The following is a 19,427-nucleotide window of genomic DNA, read 5'->3' as shown; positions in this document are numbered from 1 at the left end:
AAAAACTGTCGCAATAGCGTTGCTTTCCGTTAGCACAAGGTTAACTATTTATTGGCATTTAACCTACAACCCTACATTGGTGGGACCACTTTTACAAAAAGCGTAACCAGCATCACTGGGTAAAACGCGAGCCTGAAGGCAAAAAAGGGGTTCCCGGGAGACACCTGCAATGCATCTATGGCATCAGAACTACGACCCCGCAGGCAATATCTGGCTGTCCAGCCTGATAGCCGCGCTGCCGATTCTGTTTTTCTTCTTCGCTCTGATAAAACTCAAAATGAAAGGCTACCAGGCGGCAACATTCACTGTGGTAATTGCCCTGGTCGTGGCGCTGTTTTTCTACCGGATGCCCGTTGACCGGGCGCTTGCTTCGGTGGGATATGGTTTCTTCTATGGCCTGTGGCCAATTGCCTGGATAATTATCGCCGCAGTATTTGTGTACCGTATTTCTGAAAAAACCGGCCAGTTCGATATTATCCGGGCCTCGATTCTCTCCATCACACCAGACCAGCGCCTGCAAATGCTGATTGTTGGTTTCTCCTTCGGTGCGTTTCTGGAAGGGGCTGCCGGGTTTGGCGCACCTGTCGCCATTACCGCAGCATTGCTGGTTGGGCTGGGGTTTAACCCGCTGTATGCGGCAGGCCTGTGCCTGATTGTTAACACCGCCCCGGTAGCATTTGGCGCGATGGGCATTCCAATTCTGGTTGCCGGCCAGGTAACCGGGCTGGACAGTTTCCATATCGGACAGATGGTGGGCCGCCAGTTACCTTTCCTGACCATTATTGTGCTGTTCTGGATTATGGCGATTATGGATGGCTGGCGCGGTATTAAAGAGACCTGGCCTGCAGTTGTGGTAGCCGGTGGGTCATTTGCTGTTGCCCAGTTCCTGAGCTCTAACCTGCTGGGCCCGGAATTGCCGGATATCATCTCTTCACTGGTATCGCTGGTGTGCCTGACGCTGTTTTTGCGCCGCTGGAAACCTGCCCGCATTTTCCGCTTCGGCGATGTGTCTGCCGCTGTTGTAGACCAGACACTGGCTCGCAAGAATTATACCCGTGGCCAGGTGATTCGTGCCTGGACCCCGTTTCTGTTTTTAACCGCGACCGTAACACTGTGGAGCATTCCGCCCTTTAAAGCCCTGTTTGCAGCCGATGGCGCACTGGCACACTGGATGGTCAAAATTTCTGTCCCGTTTCTGGATAACCTGGTGGCACGTATGCCACCCGTTGTGGCCAGCAGCACTCCTTACCCGGCGGTGTTTAAATTTGATTACCTGTCTGCCACCGGCACTGCCATTTTGTTCGCCGCGTTGCTCTCTATTATCTGGCTGAAAATGAAGCCACGCGCAGCACTGGCAACCTTCAACGAAACGGTGCGCGACCTGTTGCTCCCGATTTACTCCATTGGGATGGTGCTGGCTTTCGCATTTATCTCGAATTACTCGGGCTTGTCGTCCACTCTGGCACTGGCGCTCGCCCACACCGGGCCTGCCTTCACCTTCTTTTCACCCTTTTTGGGCTGGCTTGGTGTGTTCCTGACAGGCTCAGACACCTCATCCAATGCCCTGTTTGCCGCATTACAGGCAACGGCGGCCCAGCAAATTGGCGTCTCTGACTTGTTAATGGTGACAGCCAATACTACTGGCGGTGTTACGGGCAAGATGATCTCGCCGCAATCCATCGCCATTGCCTGTGCGGCAGTGGGCCTGGTGGGTAAAGAAGCTGACCTGTTCCGCTTCACGGTGAAACACAGCCTGATTTTCACCTGCATGGTGGGCGTGATTACCACACTGCAGGCTTATGTCTTAACCTGGATGATTCCATGACGTTAGTTTTACCCCGCCGCGCCGGGCAACTGGTTGAACGCCTGCGCGGTTATATTCGTGAACACCAACTGGAAGCGGGCATGCGTTTGCCCGCGGAACGCCAGCTGGCGGTTGAACTGGGTGTTTCGCGCAATTCCCTGCGCGAAGCACTACAAATGCTGATTAGTGAAGGCCTGCTGTTAAGCAGGCGCGGGGGCGGTACCTTTATTCGCTATCAACTTGAGCCCTGGTCTGAGCAACGTATTGTGCAACCCATTCGCCACCTGATGGCCGATGACCCGGACTACCGTTACGATATTCTGGAGGCCCGTTACGCTATTGAAGCCAGTACCGCCTGGCACGCAGCAATGCGGGCAACACCTGCCGATAAAGAACGCCTGCAATACTGTTTTGACGCCACGCTACAATTTAAAGAGAGCGATGCCCCAAATCTTGCAGCCCAGGCAGACCTGCGCTTTCACCTTGCCGTGGCAGAAGCGTCGCACAACGTTGTGTTGCTGCAAACCATGCGAGGTTTTTTCGATTTACTGCAATCTTCGGTCATGCAAAGCCGCCAGCGGATGTACACCCACCCGCCGATTTTCGCCCAGTTAACAGAGCAGCATCAGATGATGCTGGGCGCCATTCTGCAGGGTGACGCGGAAGCTGCGCGCAAAGCCGCCACTCACCATTTAGGCTTCGTGCATACCACCATCAAACAGCTGGATGAAGACGAAGCCCGCCAGGCACGGGTTACCCGCCTGCCTGATACCGACACTGATTATCCCAGGGAGAATGAAGCATGATTATTTCTGCCGCCAGCGACTATCGCGCCGCCGCGCAACGCAAACTACCCCCATTTCTGTTTCACTATATTGATGGTGGGGCCTACGCAGAGCACACACTCAAACGCAATGTCACAGACTTATCGGACGTCGCCCTGCGCCAGCGGGTACTGAACAATATGGCTGAACTGAGCCTTGAAACGAAACTGTTCAACGAAACCCTCAGCATGCCAGTCGCCCTTGGTCCGGTGGGCTTGTGTGGCATGTATGCCCGGCGTGGCGAAGTTCAGGCAGCGCGCGCGGCAGCGGCTCACGGCATTCCGTTTACGCTTTCCACCGTTTCAGTGTGCCCTATTGAAGAAGTCACCCCGGCGATTAACCGGCCAATGTGGTTCCAGTTATATGTGTTAAAAGACCGTGGCTTTATGCGTAATGCTCTGGAGCGTGCCAAAGCTGCAGGCTGCACAACGCTGGTGTTCACCGTAGATATGCCAACACCTGGTGCGCGCTACCGTGATGCCCACTCAGGTATGAGCGGCCCCCATGCTGCATTGCGCCGCTACTGGCAGGCGGTAACACACCCGTCCTGGTCATGGGATGTCGGCTTGTTTGGCCGCCCTCATGATTTAGGGAATATTTCGGCTTATCTGGGCAAACCCACGGGTCTCGAAGATTATATCGGCTGGCTGGCAAAGAATTTCGACCCGTCAATTTGCTGGAAAGACCTGGAGTGGATCCGTGAGTTCTGGGATGGCCCAATGGTTATCAAAGGGATCCTCGACCCGGACGATGCCCGTGACGCAGTGCGTTTTGGTGCCGATGGCATTGTGGTTTCTAACCATGGCGGACGCCAACTGGATGGCGTGCTCTCTTCCGCCCGCGCCCTGCCCGCCATTGCCGATGCGGTAAAAGGGGATATCACTATTCTGGCCGACAGCGGCATTCGCAGTGGGCTGGATGTAGTGCGCATGATTGCTCTGGGGGCCGACAGTACCTTGCTGGGGCGCGCTTATCTCTATGCGCTGGCAACCCACGGCGAAGCGGGTGTGGCAAACCTGTTGCAGTTAATTGAAAAAGAGATGCGGGTTGCCATGACTCTGACTGGTGCCAACACCATCAAGGATATCAGCCGAGATTCACTGGTGCAGGCTGGTGCGGAAATCCGCCATACGCTCAGTAGTGTACCCCACCACCCGGATGCCGCCTGATACTCACCTTTTCCAAAGCGCCCGTATCGGGCGCTTGAGTCTGATGACAAACCTCATGTCCGCACCGGGCGCTTTTCAATGGCAACACACCCCACTGATTTCAGCTTTTCTTACCCCACAAACGGCGCGAGAAGTCTTCAATCTTTCCTGTCAGGCGGCGTTTTTGCAGGGTGTTCGTCCAGGAAGCAGACAACCCGGCAGCACTTAGCAACAGGTGGTACTGTTCATCATCGAACGGCATATGCCAGGCAATGGCTGCGGCCTGGTAGACCGAGATATCACTCACGCGAGAGACCAGTTCCAGCGGCTTATCCGTATACACTTTTCCGGGGCTGACCACACGATACAACCAGCCACAGCGCCCGGTTTCCTGTATTTGCCGGGAAAAGTCGCTAATGCCGAAGTGAAAGTTCAGTTTAAAACATGGCGAACGGGGCTGAGTGACCTGGATCAGCGTATCACCCCAGCAAAAAATATCGCCAATGTGCACATTGCGCTCGGTCAGCCCGGTGGTGGAAAGGTTTTCGCCCAGAGCCGGTGGCGCGAACACACCGGCCTGTTCAGGGAAAGACTGAGCCCAGGCTTCATAATGCTCCCGGGGGTAGTGGCACAACGCCCGGTCTGGCCCGCCGTGAATACCAACCTCTGCCTGACTGTCGCCTTCCAGGCCCAAAGGAGTCAGTAATAGTTCACCTTCACGCTGGTATTTGGCAATCGCACTGGGGCGGCTGCCGGGGTAATCCTTGATGGTGCCGGTATAAACCTGAACGGGGTAACGCATACTACTCTCCTTGCAAGCACGGGCGGTCTTCACAAAGGCTCGCTTGTCAGGTGATGGATTGCAACAGGAATTTAGTTAGCATGAATTTGTTAGCAGGGATTTAAGGTGGGGGTGTGGTGGTGAGAGTGTCGTTCACTTTGCGCTGATGCTGGTTTGGTGAAAATTCCGTTCACTTGAAGTGATGAAGCTAATGTCGCTTCACAGCCGGTGAACGTGTTAAGGGGCCCGCCCCTTAACAATCCGGTTTTTCGCGGGCAACCGGTGCTGCGCACTGCGTTCACCTCCGGGCAGTCAGCCTGCGGCCGGCTCGACTCGGCATCCATGCCTCGGTTCGCCTTATTCCGCCGTCCAGGCGGAATAACCTTGTCTTCCTTTCTCCGGTTCACCGGTCTTACGCGACACAACCCTCGCTGCAAGTGGTGGGTTGTTTGTATTGTGCTGAGTGGCTGTAAGTTCTGTGTCTGGTCTGTCTTTTTGATGTTTTTTGCTGTGAGCATACAAACGGGTGTGGGGTGTGGCCTCTAAATCGTTGAGGCGTGCCTGGCGGGCCAGTGCCCCCTGCGGGCGCCGGGCGCAGGGGGTGAGTAAAAGCAGTGTTGCTGACACGGCGCGCAACTGGCTCTGCGCTGGCAGATTACTGTTACTGCGGTGACTGTTGTGTTCACTTTTTACTGTGTCAGTGTGGCGGTTTCCGTTCACCTGAAGTGATGTGGTTAATGTGGCTTCACGGCCTGTGAACGTGTTAAGGGGCTCGCCCCTTAACAATCCGGTTTTTCGCGGGCGACCGGTGCTGCGCACTGCGTTCAGCTCCGGGCAGTCAGCCTGCGGCCGGCTCGACTCGGCATCCCTGCCTCGGTTCGCCTTATTCCGCCGTCCGGGCGGAATAACCTTGTCTTCCTTTCTCCGGTTCACCGGTCTTACGCGAGCAGGCCTCGCTGTGAGTGGCGGGTTTTTTGTGTTGTATGGTGTGGCTGTGGGGTTCGTGCCGGGTGGTTTTGTTTTTCAGGCAGCGTCCGGCAGTATTGTTGACTCTGGTCGTCGTTCCTCACTTGAGGAGATCTATGATTACCTTCCTGGGTTAAAAAATGAACCACGCTATAATTCAAAAACTGGGTTGCCGAAGAAAATTCCGCGGCGGCTGATACCTGAAGATCTACGTGCATATAAAACTGTCACCAAAGGGAGAGCCTGTTATGTCATCTTATAATATTCAACATGCCACACTTTCCGCTTTGTTGAACAACGATAAAAAACAGTTACAGGCACAGCTGGCAGCAGAACTGATAACACATTATTCCAATACATCCGGGCTGCTGAATGTGGATAAGGCCCTGTTTTCAGAAAGCAGGAAACACTCATCTGCCACACTGCTTCGCAAAAAACTGGCAGGCCGTCTGGTACGTGAGTTTAATGATATTTAATCCCGCTCGATAAAAAGAAGAAGGCCTGCAAATGCGGGCCTTCTTCTTTTACGTTGGGACAATCCCCGGAGCTGGCTGGCATACCATTGCCTGTTCACCACACTCCCTGTGGTGCTGTCACTGTGCCGAACGCCGGTTCCTGTACCGCTCTGGTCTCACTGAGCCGCGATTATTTCACTGACGCGAAACGGGCAGCAGCTTCGTCCCAGTTAACTACGTTCCAGAATGCTTTAATGTAATCCGGGCGGCGGTTCTGGAATTTCAGGTAGTAAGCGTGTTCCCACACATCCAGGCCAACAATCGGGAAGCCGGAAGCGCCAGAAATAGCTTCACCCATCAGCGGGCTGTCCTGGTTAGCGGTAGAAACCACGGCCAGTTTGCCATCTTTTACCACCAGCCAGGCCCAACCAGAACCAAAACGGGTTGCAGCGGCTTTTTCAAATGTTTCCTGGAAGCTTTCAACGCTACCAAAATCACGTTCGATGGCCGCTTTCAGGTCGCCCTGCAGAGTGGTACCGGTTTTCAGGCCTTTCCAGAACAGGCTGTGGTTAGCATGGCCACCCGCGTTGTTACGCAGAAAGGTTTGCTTGTCTGCCGGTAATTCAGCCAGTTTGGTGATCAGCTCTTCAGCAGACAGTGAAGCGAACTCTGGCAGGCTTTCCAGCGCAGCATTCGCGTTATTCACGTAGGTCTGATGGTGCTTAGTGTGATGGATTTCCATCGTCATTTTGTCGAAGTGCGGTTCCAGCGCGTCATAAGCATAAGGCAGGGATGGCAGTGTATAACTCATCGTTCTCATCTCCATTATTGTCGGGCGGCTGTTAGCGCCGCGTAATCAGTTTGGTCATTATAGTTATTTAAATGATATTGAAAATGATTATCAATGCCGTATAGAGTGTGTGGTTTTTCATCACCATGATGAAAAAAACACCATGTATAGTGAAAAGTAAAAGTGTGACAACCCCCGCCAGTACCCTGTTTTTCTCGCCAGTTTTTACCTGTTGCTGGCAAAACTACAAAGGTTATTCCCCCCGGTTTCAACGTACATTTCACCTCAATGGCGAAAATAAAATAACGGACTGATTTATATGAAACCAAATATCAGAAACATCTTACCTTGCCTGTTCGCCCTGTTTCTCTCCCTGCCCGGCCACGCAGAAACTGTGTTACGCATTGCTTATGCAGAAAACAGCCAGCCAGTTAAAGACGCCCTGCACTACCTGGGCGAGCAGATTGAACAACGCACCCATGGAGATATTAAAGTGCTCTGGTTCCCGGACGGGCAACTGGGGGGCGAGCGTGAACTGGTGGAGCTGGCACAGGTAGGCGTTGTGGACATCACCAAAGTCTCTTCGGGTTTACTGGAAAGCTTTTCGCCTTACTACGGCGTGTTTTCTCTGCCGTATCTGTTTAACAGCAAAGCGCATTTCTATGCCGTGATGGACAACCCGGACATCATGCGGCCGGTGTATGAGTCCACCGCGCCACAAGGGTTCACCGGTATTGGCTGGTTCGATTCCGGCGCACGCAATTTTTATATGAGCAAAGGCCCCATTCGCAGCATTAACGACCTGAAAGGGAAAAAAATCCGCGTAATGCAGAGTGAAACCGCCATCACCACGTTGCGGCTACTGGGTGCATCACCCATCGCCATGGGCCAGGCTGAAGTTTACACCTCGCTCCAGCAAGGCATTCTGGATGGTGCCGAGAATAACGAATTCGCGCTGACTATCGCCCGCCACGGCGAAGTGGCACGCTATTACACCTACGATATGCACACCCGCATTCCCGATATCCTGCTGATGAGCAACCTCACCAAAGAAAAGCTGACCCCGGAACAACTGGCGATTGTGCAACAGGCCGTGAAAGACGCAATCGAGTTCGAAAAAGCGGCGTGGGATAAAGCCATTGAAGAAACCAAACAGCTCGCCGTCAGCCAGTTTGGTGTGGTGTTCAACGATATTGACCTCGCGCCATTCCAGCAAGCTGTCCAGCCCATTTACCAAAACCTGGAGAGCAAGCCTGCGTTGAATGACCTGTATCAACAAATCCGCGCAATGGAATAACACAAGAGGAAGGGGTTATGAATAACATCCGACGCATGCTGGACCGTGGTCTGGAAATTGTTGGTGGCACACTGCTCGCCATGATGGTGGTAGTCGTTTGCTGGCAGGTCATCAGCCGCTATGTAATGGGCGCGCCCAGTATCTGGACTGAGGAACTGCTGCGCTTTTCTTTGGTATGGCTCTCTATGCTGGGCATGGCCTACGTGTGCGGGAAACAGGAGCATATCAGCCTGACACTGCTGCTTAATAAAGCGCCAGATCACCTGCGTGCCTGGTGGATGCTGGTGCTGCAACTGACTTTTGCGCTCTTCTCACTCTATATCCTGATTATTGGCGGGTTAAAAATCGCCGGTATTTCCATGCTCCAGGTATCACCTGTACTGCAAATTCCCATGGGCCAGGTCTACTACGCCCTGCCGGTTTCGGGCCTGCTTATCATCATTTACAGCATCCTGAACATTACTGCGACCGTTAAAAATTTACGTGGCGTGCCACACAGTGCAGCCCCGTCTCTGGAGGAAAACCATGATTGATCCCGTGCTGGCCTCCGGGCTGTTAATCGCTGTGTTTGTGGTACTGCTGGGGTTAGGTGCGCCCATTGGTATCTGTATTGTGGTGGCCTCCTGCAGCACCATGCTGCTGGTGCTGCCCTTTGATATCGCCATGTTTGCCACCGCACAGAAAATGTTTTCCAGCCTGGACAGCTTCTCTTTGCTGGCTGTCCCTTTCTTTATTCTCTCCGGGGTCATCATGAACAGCGGCGGCATCGCCACCCGGCTGGTAAATTTTGCCAAACTGTTCACTGGCAGGCTGCCAGGCTCCCTCTCGTATACCAACATCGTTGGCAATATGATGTTTGGCGCAATTTCCGGCTCAGCCATCGCCGCTTCTACTTCTATTGGCGGTGTGATGGTGCCAATGAGCGCGAAAGAAGGCTATAACCGGGGCTTTGCTTCAGCCGTTAATATTGCTTCCGCGCCCACGGGGATGCTAATCCCGCCGACTACCGCATTCATTCTCTATGCACTGGCAAGCGGCGGAACATCTATTGCCGCCTTGTTTGCTGGCGGTATGGTGGCAGGTTGCCTGTGGGGTGTGGGCTGCATGCTGGTAACACTTGTGGTGGCTAAGCGTAACAACTACCGTGTCTTTTTCGCCCTGCAAAAAGGGGTCGCCTGGAAAGTAACGCTGGAGGCCGTACCCAGCCTGTTGCTGATTGTGATTATCGTAGGCGGCATTGTGATGGGGATTTTTACCGCCATTGAGGCCTCCGCCATTGCTGTGGTGTACACCTTGTTTCTGACCCTGGTGTTGTACAAAACCCTGGCACTGAAAGATTTACCCGGCGTCTTTGTGCAAACCGTGGTTATGACCGGCATTATTATGTTCCTGCTTGCCACCTCTTCCGCCATGTCGTTTTCCATGTCGATAACCAGTATTCCGGCGGCGCTCAGCAAATTATTACTGGGCATATCCGAGAACAAAATCGTTATTCTTCTGGTGATTACTGCATTTTTACTGGTGATTGGCGCTTTTATGGATATCGGCCCGGCCATTCTGATTTTCACACCGATCCTGTTGCCGATTATGGTGAAACTGGGTGTCGATCCGGTGCATTTTGGGATCATTATGATCTACAACCTGGCGATCGGGACGATCACGCCCCCCGTTGGCAGTGGGTTGTACGTCGGTGCCAGTGTTGGCCGGGTAAAAGTGGAAGACGTCATCCGCCCGTTAATGCCCTTCTACGCCGCAATCATCGGTGTGCTGCTGCTGATTACCTTTGTACCTGAAGTCACACTATTCCTGCCCCGCTTACTGGGTGTGATGTAATGAATGCTGCCCGCCAGCTCATATTACTGGCGGGCCCTTTGGCAACGGGGAGCGTGTTTTGCCTGGGAAAAGCATCGAATTTACCGCAAATTATTCACCAAAATACTGAATTGTGATCTTCATCGCGCCCACCCACTGATTTTTGCCAGCTTTCATCACCCCGCGTCATTTGCCTGAAGGTTCATAATGACGCCGCCCCATACACTCGCCAGTATCAGGTGCATTTACGCGCCCGGCATTCAATAACAACGAGGGTTTGAGGATGAATGACGCCATTACCATGGGGATTTTATGGCATCTGGTTGGCGCAGCCAGCGCTGCCTGCTTTTACGCCCCTTTTAAGAAAGTAAAAAACTGGTCATGGGAAACCATGTGGTCGGTCGGCGGGATAGTTTCATGGATTGTGCTGCCCTGGCTGGTCAGCGCTATTTTGTTACCTCACTTCTGGGCTTATTACAGTTCATTCAGCCTGTCGACACTGCTGCCAGTATTCCTGTTCGGCGCAATGTGGGGCATCGGGAACATTAACTATGGCCTGACGATGCGCTACCTGGGCATGTCGATGGGGATAGGAATCGCCATCGGTATTACTCTGATTGTCGGTACACTAATGACGCCTATTCTCAATGGCAAATTTGATGTGCTGATTGGGACTGAAGGCGGCCGAATGACTCTGGCAGGTGTTCTGGTCGCTGTTATTGGCGTTGCCATTGTTACCCGTGCAGGCCAGTTAAAAGAACGCAAAATGGGCATCAAGGCAGAAGACTTTAACCTGAAAAAAGGTCTGATCCTCGCCGTAATGTGCGGGATATTCTCTGCCGGGATGTCATTCGCTATGGATGCCGCCAAACCGATGCATGAAGCCGCAGCGGCACTGGGTGTTGACCCGTTATATGTTGCCCTGCCGAGCTATGTCATCATCATGGGCGGTGGTGCAGTAGTGAACCTTGGCTTCTGCTTTGTTCGCCTGGCAAAAGTGAAAGACCTTTCTGTGAAAGCCGATTTCTCACTGGCAAAACCACTGATTATCACCAACGTGTTACTTTCCATGTTGGGCGGATTAATGTGGTACCTGCAGTTCTTCTTCTATGCCTGGGGTCACGCCAAAATCCCGGCACAGTACGACTACATGAGCTGGATGTTGCATATGAGCTTCTATGTGCTGTGCGGTGGGCTGGTTGGGCTGGTGCTCAAAGAGTGGAACAATGCGGGCCGCCGCCCGGTGGGTGTACTGAGTGTGGGTTGTGTGGTAATTATCATCGCCGCCAATATTGTGGGCCTGGGTATGGCGCAATAAAGCGAATATCCGGCCCTGCCGCAAACTTAACGCTGGCGCCACAACCGTGGCGTCATGCCTGTTTCACGCGTGAAAACCACTGAAAAGTAGTTGCTGTCTTCAAAGCCACAACGCGTGGCAATATCACTGATTAACAACTCCGTATTCCGTAATAAATATTGTGCGTGGCACAAGCGCTGCTGGCGCAAGTACTGGCTGATGCTCATGCCGGTGCGCTGGCGAAATAACTGGCGCAAGGCCCGTTCAGATAACTGGTGGCGGTTACAAAACTCACCTAAATCAAAGGGTGAATCCAGGCTCTGACCCAGTGCAGCCATCAGGAAATCGAGGTTTTCCCCTGAGTTTGGGGTCTGGGCTGGCTGGTAACGGTGGCGTTTCAGCGTTACCAGTAATTGCAAAAACAAACTCTCTACAGCATAGCCAGAAAGGTTGTCTTCCTGGCGCAAGGTTTCATTTTCCAGGTGGTCAATCAGTGGCTTTGCCAGTGCCATTCCCTGGCTGTCCAGCCGCCAGCGAGGATCAGAACAGGTGGCGCTCTCGCCTGGAAGTAATTCCCCCCAGTTCACATTCAGCGTGAGCCGTTCCGGGCAATAAATCACATTGTGTAACACCAGGTCATTTACCACTTCATAGCTGTGCCGGTCCTGCGCCCGGACATAAAACAGATCACCACACGTGATGCGATAAGGCCGATCGTTAAGCACATGCAGGCCATTGCCGCGCCACACCAGCACCAGTTCGCAAAATTCATGGGTATGTTCGGCAAAGACATTTTGCGGATAGCGGTCCGCCACTACTACAGGCTGAGTAGCGGAAGTGAAAAAATCATTTTTTTTCAGGATCAAATGGCAGGACACAGTACCGCTCCGGTTATCACGCAACGGGCATTATTGATGCTTCCCACTAAAAAATCGGTGATAACCTTCGCGTTACTGAAGTTGTGTGTCGCGCCCCAGACGAATATCCCGTGGCGACCAGGTGAACTCACGTTTAAACAGTGTCGAAAAATGGTTACTGTCACCAAACCCGCACAGGTAGGCAATATTAGTAATGCTGTCTTCAGAATGGCGCAATAAATGGCGCGCCTTGATCAACCGCAAGCGGTTCAAATAGCGCTGGGGAGTTAACCCGGTGCGCTGTTTAAGCTGGCGGTGCAGTGTGCGCAATGAAAGCGCATGCTGCTCTGCGAGTTCATCCCAACAAACATCTTCTGCAAAGTGCTGCTCCAGCCAGCTCAGAAGCTGGTCCACCCGGCCGTCCGGGCTGGGATGGTTCTGAGCAAGGCTGCCCTGGCGTAACAAAACCAGCAGTTGCATAAACGCCATTTCTCTACAGGCCACCGCATTAATTTCCGCGTTATCGCCCGCAAGTTCCAGTTGGCTCAATAAGGGTTTTATTTGCTGCAATACGTTCTGGCTGACGCGCCAGTGTGAAGGATAAAAACCATCCTGTTCCTGCGGCAACAGCTTTTCCAGCCCGGAAATAAAGCTGAACCCGCCAGCAGAACGGTACAACACATTGGTCAGAAACAGGTTTTCAGTATGTTCATATAAATGCCGGTCATGCTCACGCACAAAACACACCGAACCACCACTCAGGGTATAAGGCTGGCCATTAAAGATATGGGTGCCAGTTCCGTGCTCAACAATCACAATTTCACAGAAATCATGGTGATGTTCCGGAAACGCCACCTGTGGAAGCCGGGGTTCAATGGCAACTGAAGCCCCCTTCGATGGGAAAAAATCAACGCTATGTAATACCGTCATCATTACCTCCCACACTCAGTTAAGGTGGACTGATAGTAGATAAGCGCCGTTATTGTCACCTTAAGTTTTTGACGTGAAAAACGCGGTTCTGCGCCGTTTTTTCAAGAAACAGCCGGTATTCTTCGAAACTGTGGAAAGCATCACACCCCAGACTTTTCACGGATAAACAGCAAACTGTGAAGTGCCTCACGTTCAACTTTACCTGTTTGCCAGCCCCAATTTTCCGTTGTCATTGGTAAAAAGGTGGCAAAGGTAGCCACTCCGTAGACTGGCGGGTATCAACTTCAGAAAGGATACCCATCATGACGATTCGCCATTGCGTCGCGGTTGACCTGGGCGCCTCAAGTGGCCGGGTAATGCTGGCAACTTACGACAACATTCAGCGCCAGGTGGCGTTAACAGAAATTCACCGCTTTACTAATTGCCTGAAAGCGGTTGATGGCTTTGACACCTGGGATGTGGATAAGCTGGAACAGGAAATTCGCACAGGCCTGCAACAAGTCTGCGACCGCGGCATTACCGTAGACAGCATTGGCATTGATACCTGGGGCGTGGATTTTGTCCTGATTGACGCCAACGGCCAGCGGGTTGGCCTGCCGGTTTCCTACCGTGACAGCCGCACAGATGGCGTGATGGCCGGAGCATTCCATACTCTGGGTAAAGAAGCTATCTACCGCAAAACCGGCATCCAGTTTCTGCCATTCAATACGCTGTACCAACTAAGAGCACTGGCTGAACAACAACCGGAACTGCAGGACAAGGTAGCCCATGCCTTACTGATCCCCGATTACCTGGCGTTTCGCCTGACCGGCAACCTCAACTGGGAATACACCAACGCCACAACCACACAGCTGGTGAACATCAACACCGATAACTGGGACCAGGAACTACTGGACTGGGCAGGTGTGCCAGCCCACTGGTTTGGCGCACCCACACACCCCGGCAACCTGATTGGCTACTGGGTGTGCCGCGAAGGGAAACGTATTCCGCTGGTTTCTGTCGCCACTCATGATACAGCCAGCGCAGTGCTTGCTGTGCCGCTGCAAAGCAAAAACGCCGCATGGATTTCGTCTGGCACCTGGTCTCTGATGGGCTTTGAAAGCCGTCGCCCCTGGACCAACCCGGCAGCACTGGCCGCAAACATCACCAATGAAGGCGGTGCTGAAGGGCGCTACAGGGTGCTGAAAAACATTATGGGCCTGTGGTTACTGCAACGAATCTGCCGTGAATACCAGGTTACTGATTTACCAGGCCTGATTGAGCGGGCAAAAGCGCTCCCCGCCTGCCGCTCGCTAATTAACCCTAACGATGACCGTTTTATCAACCCGGACAATATGGGGCGGGAAATTCAGGCCGCCTGCCGGGAAACCCACCAGGCGATTCCGGAAGATGATGCCCAACTGGCGCGCTGCATTTTCGACAGCCTGGCGTTGCTCTACGCAGATACCCTGCGTGAACTGGCTCACCTGCGCAACCGCCCGTTCGATGCACTGCATATTGTTGGCGGTGGCAGCCAGAACCATTTCCTTAACCAGCTTTGTGCTGACGCCTGCGGCATACCTGTTATCGCTGGCCCAACAGAAGCCTCGACTCTGGGCAATATCGGCTGCCAGCTCATGGCGCTGGATGACATCCACGATGTCGATGACTTCCGCTATGTGGTGTTCAGCAGCCAACCACTTATCCATTTTCAACCCGATTCAGACAGTGAAATTGCCCGCTATGTCGCGCAGTTTCCACAACAACTTCAACCGAATAAGGAGCTTTGCGCATGAGCACTCAACTTGATCAAGCCTGGGAACTGGCAAAACAACGCTTTGCTGCAGCGGGTGTGGATGCTGAAAAAGCCCTGCAGCAACTGGACCGCCTGCCTGTTTCCATGCACTGCTGGCAGGGCGATGATGTCGTGGGTTTTGAAAACCCTGAAGGCGCGCTGACTGGCGGCATTCAGGCCACCGGTAATTACCCCGGAAAAGCACGCACCGCCGAAGAATTACGTGCTGATTTAGAGCAAGCGATGAGCCTGATCCCCGGGCCGAAACGCCTGAATTTGCACGCTATTTATCTGGAATCGGCAACACCTGTTGAACGCGATGAGATAAAACCAGAACATTTCGCCAACTGGGTGAACTGGGCGAAAGCGAAAAAACTGGGGCTGGATTTTAACCCCACCTGCTTCTCGCACCCGCTGAGTGCAGATGGCTTTACGCTGTCACACCCGGACGACAAAATCCGCCAGTTCTGGATTGATCACTGCAAAGCCAGCCGCCGTATTTCCGCCTATTTTGGCGAACAGTTGGGCACACCATCTGTGATGAATATCTGGATCCCGGATGGCATGAAAGACATCACGGTAGACCGCCTCGCCCCGCGCCAGCGTTTACTGGCCGCGCTGGATGAAATCATCAGCGAAAAACTCAACCCGGCTCACCATATCGACGCAGTGGAAAGCAAACTGTTCGGTATTGGCGCAGAAAGCTACACCGTGGGCTCCAGCGAGTTCTACATGGGTTACGCCACCAGCCGCCAGACCGCACTGTGCCTGGATGCCGGCCACTTCCACCCAACCGAAGTTATCTCCGACAAAATCTCCGCCGCCATGTTGTATGTGCCGCGCCTGTTACTGCACGTCAGCCGTCCGGTACGCTGGGACAGCGACCACGTGGTGCTGCTCGATGATGAAACCCAGGCCATCGCCAGTGAAATTGTACGCAACGACTTGTTCGACCGCGTACACATTGGCCTCGATTTCTTTGATGCCTCGATTAACCGTATCGCCGCCTGGGTGATTGGCACCCGCAATATGAAAAAAGCCCTGTTGCGCGCCTTACTGGAACCTACAGCCAAACTGCGCCAGTTAGAGCTGGAAGGCGACTATACAGCGCGCCTGGCTCTGCTCGAAGAGCAAAAATCGCTGCCATGGCAGGCAGTCTGGGAACGTTATTGCCAGCAACACGATACCCCGGCTGATGCCTCCTGGCTCACCACCGTTCGCCATTATGAAAACGACGTTTTACGTCAACGCTAAGGAGTTCACATGCAATCTATTCTTTCTTCCTGGTTTGTTACCGGAATGGTTAAAGCCACCAGTGATATGTGGCTCAAAGGCTGGGATGAGCGTAATGGCGGCAATATCAGCCTGCGTGTGGACGCTAAGGATGCAGAAGCTTACCGCAGTGATTTCTATGCAGAACCACGCTGCGAAGAGCTGACTCAGCCGGCGAAAGAACTGGCAGGATGCTGGTTCCTGGTCACTGGCTCCGGCAAATTCTTCCGTAATGTACAGGTTGACCCGGCAGCGAACCTGGTGCTGCTGCGCATTACCGATGACGGCATGGCTTACCACATTCACTGGGGCCTGAGTGAAGGCGGGCTGCCCACCTCTGAACTGGCCGCGCACCTGCAATCTCATGCCGTGCGTAAACAGCTTTCAGGTGGCCGTGACCGGGTAATCATGCATTGCCACGCCACTAATCTGATTGCCCTGACTTATGTTCTGCCGCTCAATGCTGCCAGCTTTACCCGCAAATTGTGGGAAGGCAGCACAGAATGCCTGGTGGTGTTCCCGGATGGCATCGGCATTGTGCCATGGATGGTGCCTGGCACAGATGGCATTGGCAGTGCTACTGCAGAACAAATGAAATCTCACAGCCTGGTGCTGTGGCCGCACCACGGCGTCTTCGGTACCGGGTCTGATTTAGACGAAGCATTCGGTTTGATAGATACCGCAGAGAAATCTTCGCAAATTCTGGTGAAAGTATTGTCGATGGGCGGAATGCAACAAACCATCACCACAGAACAACTGATAGCCCTTGGCAAACGCTTTGGCGTCACGCCAATGGCCGAAGCCCTTAATGCGTAAGGAGCACAATCATGAGTTTTATGCTGGCATTACCCAAAATCAGTCTGCATGGTGCAGGCGCGATTGGGGACATGGTCAATATGGTGTCAGGAAAACAGTGGGGTAAAGCGCTGATAGTCACTGACGGGCAACTGGTGAAACTGGGCCTGCTCGATTCCCTGTTCGCCGCCATGAAACACCACAATATGGAATACCATTTATTCGATGCGGTATTCCCTAACCCAACAGAAGCACTGGTACAACAAGGCTTCAAAGCGTTCCGGGACGCAAAATGTAATTTTATTATCGCCTTTGGCGGCGGTAGCCCAATTGATACCGCCAAAGCCATTAAAATTTTGACTGCCAACCCGGCACCTTCGACCAATTACTCCGGGGTAGGCAAAGTGAAAAACCCGGGCGTTCACCTGGTGGCAATCAACACCACCGCAGGTACTGCCGCTGAAATGACCAGCAACGCGGTGATTATCAACAGTGAACGCAAAGTCAAAGAAGTGATTATCGACCCGAATATCATTCCGGATATCGCTGTGGATGATGCCAGCGTGATGCTCAACATTCCGGCATCGGTTACCGCCGCTACCGGGATGGATGCGCTGACCCACGCCATTGAAGCCTATGTGTCGATTGGCGCACACCCACTGACAGACGCCAATGCGCTGGAAGCGATTCGCCTGATCAGCACCTGGTTGCCAAAAGCAGTTGATAACGGCAAAGACCTGGAAGCCCGGGAAATGATGGCCTATGGCCAGTACCTGGCGGGCATGGCATTTAACAGCGCCGGTCTGGGGCTGGTACATGCACTGGCGCACCAGCCAGGCGCAACTCACGACCTGCCACATGGTGTGTGCAATGCGATTCTTCTGCCTGTCATTGAAAACTTTAACCGCCCGGCGGCCGCAGCCCGTTTTGTGCGCGTTGCCGAAGCCATGGGTGTAAACACTCAGGGAATGAGTGAAGAGTTAGCCAGTGAGAAAGCGATAGAAGCGATTCGCGAATTGTCTGCCCGCGTTGGCATTCCCACCGGGTTCAGCAAACTGGGTGTTACCCAGGAAGATATAGAAGGCTGGCTGGATAAAGCTCTGGCAGACCCTTGTGCGCCGTGTAACCCACGCACCGCGACACGAGAAGAAGTGCGGGCGCTTTATCTGGAGGCATTATGATCCGTAAAGCATTTGTTATGCAGGTGAACCCCGATGCACATGAAGAGTATCAACAACGCCATTCGCCGATTTGGCCTGAGCTGGAAACGGTTCTTAAACAGCACGGTGCTCATCACTATGCTATTTATCTCGATGCTGAGCGCCATCTCCTGTTTGCCACGGTAGAGATTGAATCAGAAGAACGTTGGGACGCCGTTGCACAAACTGAGGTTTGCCAGCGGTGGTGGAAGCATATGCGGGATGTAATGCCAACTCACTCAGATAACAGCCCGTTAAGCGATACGCTCAAACCGGTGTTTTATTTGCCCTGAGTGTTCAGGGATAACAACCAGGCCGCACAGTGTTGCGGCCTGGTTGCGTTGGGCGTTATATGGCCTGCTCAGTCAGCAGGCTGACGCCTGTTGCCCCCGCAACACGAGCCAGGTAGGCCTGCACCTGGTCGCCAAAGTGGATATTTTTCACAATGGTCAGGCTGCGCAATACCGGGAACAGAATAAAATCAGTAACATCAATGGTGTCGCGTTCGGCAACCAGTGGTTCAAGTGCAGCCAGTTGAGGCTCCACATCTGCCAGTAACGCGGGTGTATCAGCAATCAGTTGCTCCAGGTCGCCAAATGCTTTTTCTTCACGCAGGCGGTAAGCCTCACGAGCGGCCGGGGTTGCCAGCTCGGCAAAATCACCCTTAGTAAAACGCGGCACAGCAAGGTTAAACGCGCTTTTTGATACCTGCTTGCACCAGGCTTCTATCGCCGCATCTACCGTTCCCGTTGCCACCTGAGGTGCCTGCTTGCTGTCAAGATAGTGCACAATATCCATACTTTCTGGCATATAACTGCCATCTTCTTTTTGCAAAATAGGCACCACTTTGCGCCCCACCATGCGGGTTGGGGTTTCAGCATCGCCTTCCATAATGATATCGATATCGACGGGCAAACTTTTCAGCCCGACAATCATCTGCGCACGCAAACAAAACGGACAATGTTGGTAAATAAAAAGCTTCATAACTCGCCTCACAAAACAGAATCAGGTATATGGCCGGCAAGGCCAGAGAGACAGAACGCAAACAAGAATCAGTTAGCAATCTAACCATTGTGGGGCAGGAAGCAGGGGGATGTAAAGGGGATGAAGAGCGCAACTGACTAATGGCAATACTGTACTGGCAGACTTGCAGTTGCCGCCAGGCACGCCTCAACGATTTAGAGGCCACACCCCACACCCGCCTGTAATATCGCAGCAAAAAACATCAAAAAGACAGACCAGACACAGAACTTACAGCCACTCAGCACAACACAAAAAAACAGCTACTCGCAGCGAGTGTTGTGTCGCGTAAGACCGGTGAACCGGAGAAAGGAAGACAAGGTTATTCCGCCCGGACGGCGGAATAAGGCGAACCGAGGCATGGATGCCGAGTCGAGCCGGCCGCAGGCTGACTGCCCGGAGGTGA

18 protein-coding genes are annotated in these 19,427 nt (G+C 53.2%); 13 read left to right on the top strand and 5 right to left on the bottom strand.

Going from position 1 to position 19,427, the window contains the following annotated elements:
* The first annotated feature begins 169 nt into the window (after positions 1–169).
* Genes lldP through lldD form a run of 3 tightly spaced genes read left to right on the top strand, consistent with a single transcriptional unit; the run spans position 170 to position 3,797 of the window.
* On the top strand, positions 170–1,825 hold the full coding sequence (gene lldP / locus DT73_RS08465) for an L-lactate permease (RefSeq protein WP_036107029.1): 1,656 nt from the start codon (positions 170–172) through the stop codon (positions 1,823–1,825).
* Positions 1,822–2,610, top strand: a complete 789-nt coding sequence (gene lldR, locus DT73_RS08460; RefSeq protein WP_036107026.1) for a transcriptional regulator LldR — start codon at positions 1,822–1,824, stop codon at positions 2,608–2,610. The genes lldP and lldR overlap by 4 nt, the downstream gene beginning before the upstream one ends.
* Positions 2,607–3,797, top strand: coding sequence for an FMN-dependent L-lactate dehydrogenase LldD (lldD, locus tag DT73_RS08455; RefSeq protein ID WP_036107023.1), 1,191 nt, complete (start codon positions 2,607–2,609; stop codon positions 3,795–3,797). Before lldR ends, lldD begins: the two co-directional genes overlap by 4 nt.
* A 100-nt stretch (positions 3,798–3,897) precedes the next feature.
* On the opposite strand, the gene yiiM is transcribed toward lldD, so the two are convergent.
* Complete coding sequence (gene yiiM, locus DT73_RS08450; protein WP_036107020.1) at positions 3,898–4,578, bottom strand: 6-hydroxyaminopurine reductase; 681 nt, start codon at positions 4,576–4,578, stop codon at positions 3,898–3,900.
* Positions 4,579–5,771: 1,193 nt separating this feature from the next.
* Between yiiM and DT73_RS08435 the strand changes: the two genes are divergently transcribed.
* On the top strand, positions 5,772–5,999 hold the full coding sequence (locus DT73_RS08435) for a hypothetical protein (protein ID WP_036107014.1): 228 nt from the start codon (positions 5,772–5,774) through the stop codon (positions 5,997–5,999).
* Between the two features lie 169 nt (positions 6,000–6,168).
* Here DT73_RS08435 and sodA read toward each other — a convergent pair whose 3' ends face one another.
* The gene (gene sodA / locus DT73_RS08430) at positions 6,169–6,789 is read right to left on the bottom strand and encodes a superoxide dismutase [Mn] (protein ID WP_036107011.1); all 621 of its coding nucleotides are present in this window, start codon (positions 6,787–6,789) and stop codon (positions 6,169–6,171) included.
* 298 nt (positions 6,790–7,087) lie between these two features.
* Between sodA and DT73_RS08425 the strand changes: the two genes are divergently transcribed.
* From DT73_RS08425 to rhaT, 4 genes are all read left to right on the top strand, one after another.
* Positions 7,088–8,065 (top strand): TRAP transporter substrate-binding protein, encoded by a 978-nt coding sequence (locus tag DT73_RS08425; RefSeq protein WP_036107009.1) that lies wholly within the window; start codon positions 7,088–7,090, stop codon positions 8,063–8,065.
* 17 nt (positions 8,066–8,082) lie between these two features.
* Complete coding sequence (locus tag DT73_RS08420) at positions 8,083–8,598, top strand: TRAP transporter small permease (RefSeq protein WP_036107006.1); 516 nt, start codon at positions 8,083–8,085, stop codon at positions 8,596–8,598.
* The gene (locus tag DT73_RS08415; RefSeq protein WP_036107002.1) at positions 8,591–9,898 is read left to right on the top strand and encodes a TRAP transporter large permease; all 1,308 of its coding nucleotides are present in this window, start codon (positions 8,591–8,593) and stop codon (positions 9,896–9,898) included. The genes DT73_RS08420 and DT73_RS08415 overlap by 8 nt, the downstream gene beginning before the upstream one ends.
* Before the next feature lie 262 nt (positions 9,899–10,160).
* On the top strand, positions 10,161–11,195 hold the full coding sequence (rhaT, locus tag DT73_RS08410; RefSeq protein ID WP_036106999.1) for an L-rhamnose/proton symporter RhaT: 1,035 nt from the start codon (positions 10,161–10,163) through the stop codon (positions 11,193–11,195).
* 26 nt (positions 11,196–11,221) lie between these two features.
* On the opposite strand, the gene rhaR is transcribed toward rhaT, so the two are convergent.
* Positions 11,222–12,052, bottom strand: coding sequence for an HTH-type transcriptional activator RhaR (gene rhaR, locus DT73_RS08405; RefSeq protein ID WP_036106996.1), 831 nt, complete (start codon positions 12,050–12,052; stop codon positions 11,222–11,224).
* Positions 12,053–12,124: 72 nt separating this feature from the next.
* Positions 12,125–12,961, bottom strand: a complete 837-nt coding sequence (rhaS, locus tag DT73_RS08400; protein WP_036106993.1) for an HTH-type transcriptional activator RhaS — start codon at positions 12,959–12,961, stop codon at positions 12,125–12,127.
* A 302-nt stretch (positions 12,962–13,263) separates the two neighbouring features.
* On the opposite strand from rhaS, the gene rhaB reads away from it, so the two are divergent.
* Genes rhaB through rhaM form a run of 5 tightly spaced genes read left to right on the top strand, consistent with a single transcriptional unit; the run spans position 13,264 to position 18,294 of the window.
* The gene (rhaB, locus tag DT73_RS08395) at positions 13,264–14,736 is read left to right on the top strand and encodes a rhamnulokinase (protein ID WP_036106989.1); all 1,473 of its coding nucleotides are present in this window, start codon (positions 13,264–13,266) and stop codon (positions 14,734–14,736) included.
* A complete protein-coding gene (gene rhaA / locus DT73_RS08390; protein ID WP_036106986.1) occupies positions 14,733–15,989 on the top strand; it encodes an L-rhamnose isomerase in 1,257 nt (418 codons plus the stop codon). Before rhaB ends, rhaA begins: the two co-directional genes overlap by 4 nt.
* A 9-nt stretch (positions 15,990–15,998) precedes the next feature.
* Positions 15,999–16,823, top strand: coding sequence for a rhamnulose-1-phosphate aldolase (gene rhaD / locus DT73_RS08385; protein ID WP_036106983.1), 825 nt, complete (start codon positions 15,999–16,001; stop codon positions 16,821–16,823).
* Positions 16,824–16,834: 11 nt separating this feature from the next.
* Entirely contained in the window at positions 16,835–17,983 is a 1,149-nt protein-coding gene (gene fucO / locus DT73_RS08380; RefSeq protein ID WP_036106980.1) for a lactaldehyde reductase, read from the top strand.
* Entirely contained in the window at positions 17,980–18,294 is a 315-nt protein-coding gene (gene rhaM, locus DT73_RS08375; protein WP_036106977.1) for an L-rhamnose mutarotase, read from the top strand. The genes fucO and rhaM overlap by 4 nt, the downstream gene beginning before the upstream one ends.
* Positions 18,295–18,349: 55 nt before the next feature.
* Here the strand turns inward: rhaM and grxB are convergent, their stop codons facing one another.
* A complete protein-coding gene (gene grxB, locus DT73_RS08370) occupies positions 18,350–18,985 on the bottom strand; it encodes a glutaredoxin 2 (RefSeq protein WP_036106975.1) in 636 nt (211 codons plus the stop codon).
* Between the last annotated feature and the right edge of the window lie 442 nt (positions 18,986–19,427).

This window comes from Mangrovibacter sp. MFB070, from assembly GCF_000705335.1.
GTDB classification, from domain to species: domain Bacteria; phylum Pseudomonadota; class Gammaproteobacteria; order Enterobacterales; family Enterobacteriaceae; genus Mangrovibacter; species Mangrovibacter plantisponsor.
This window is presented reverse-complemented; position numbering and strand designations above follow the sequence as displayed.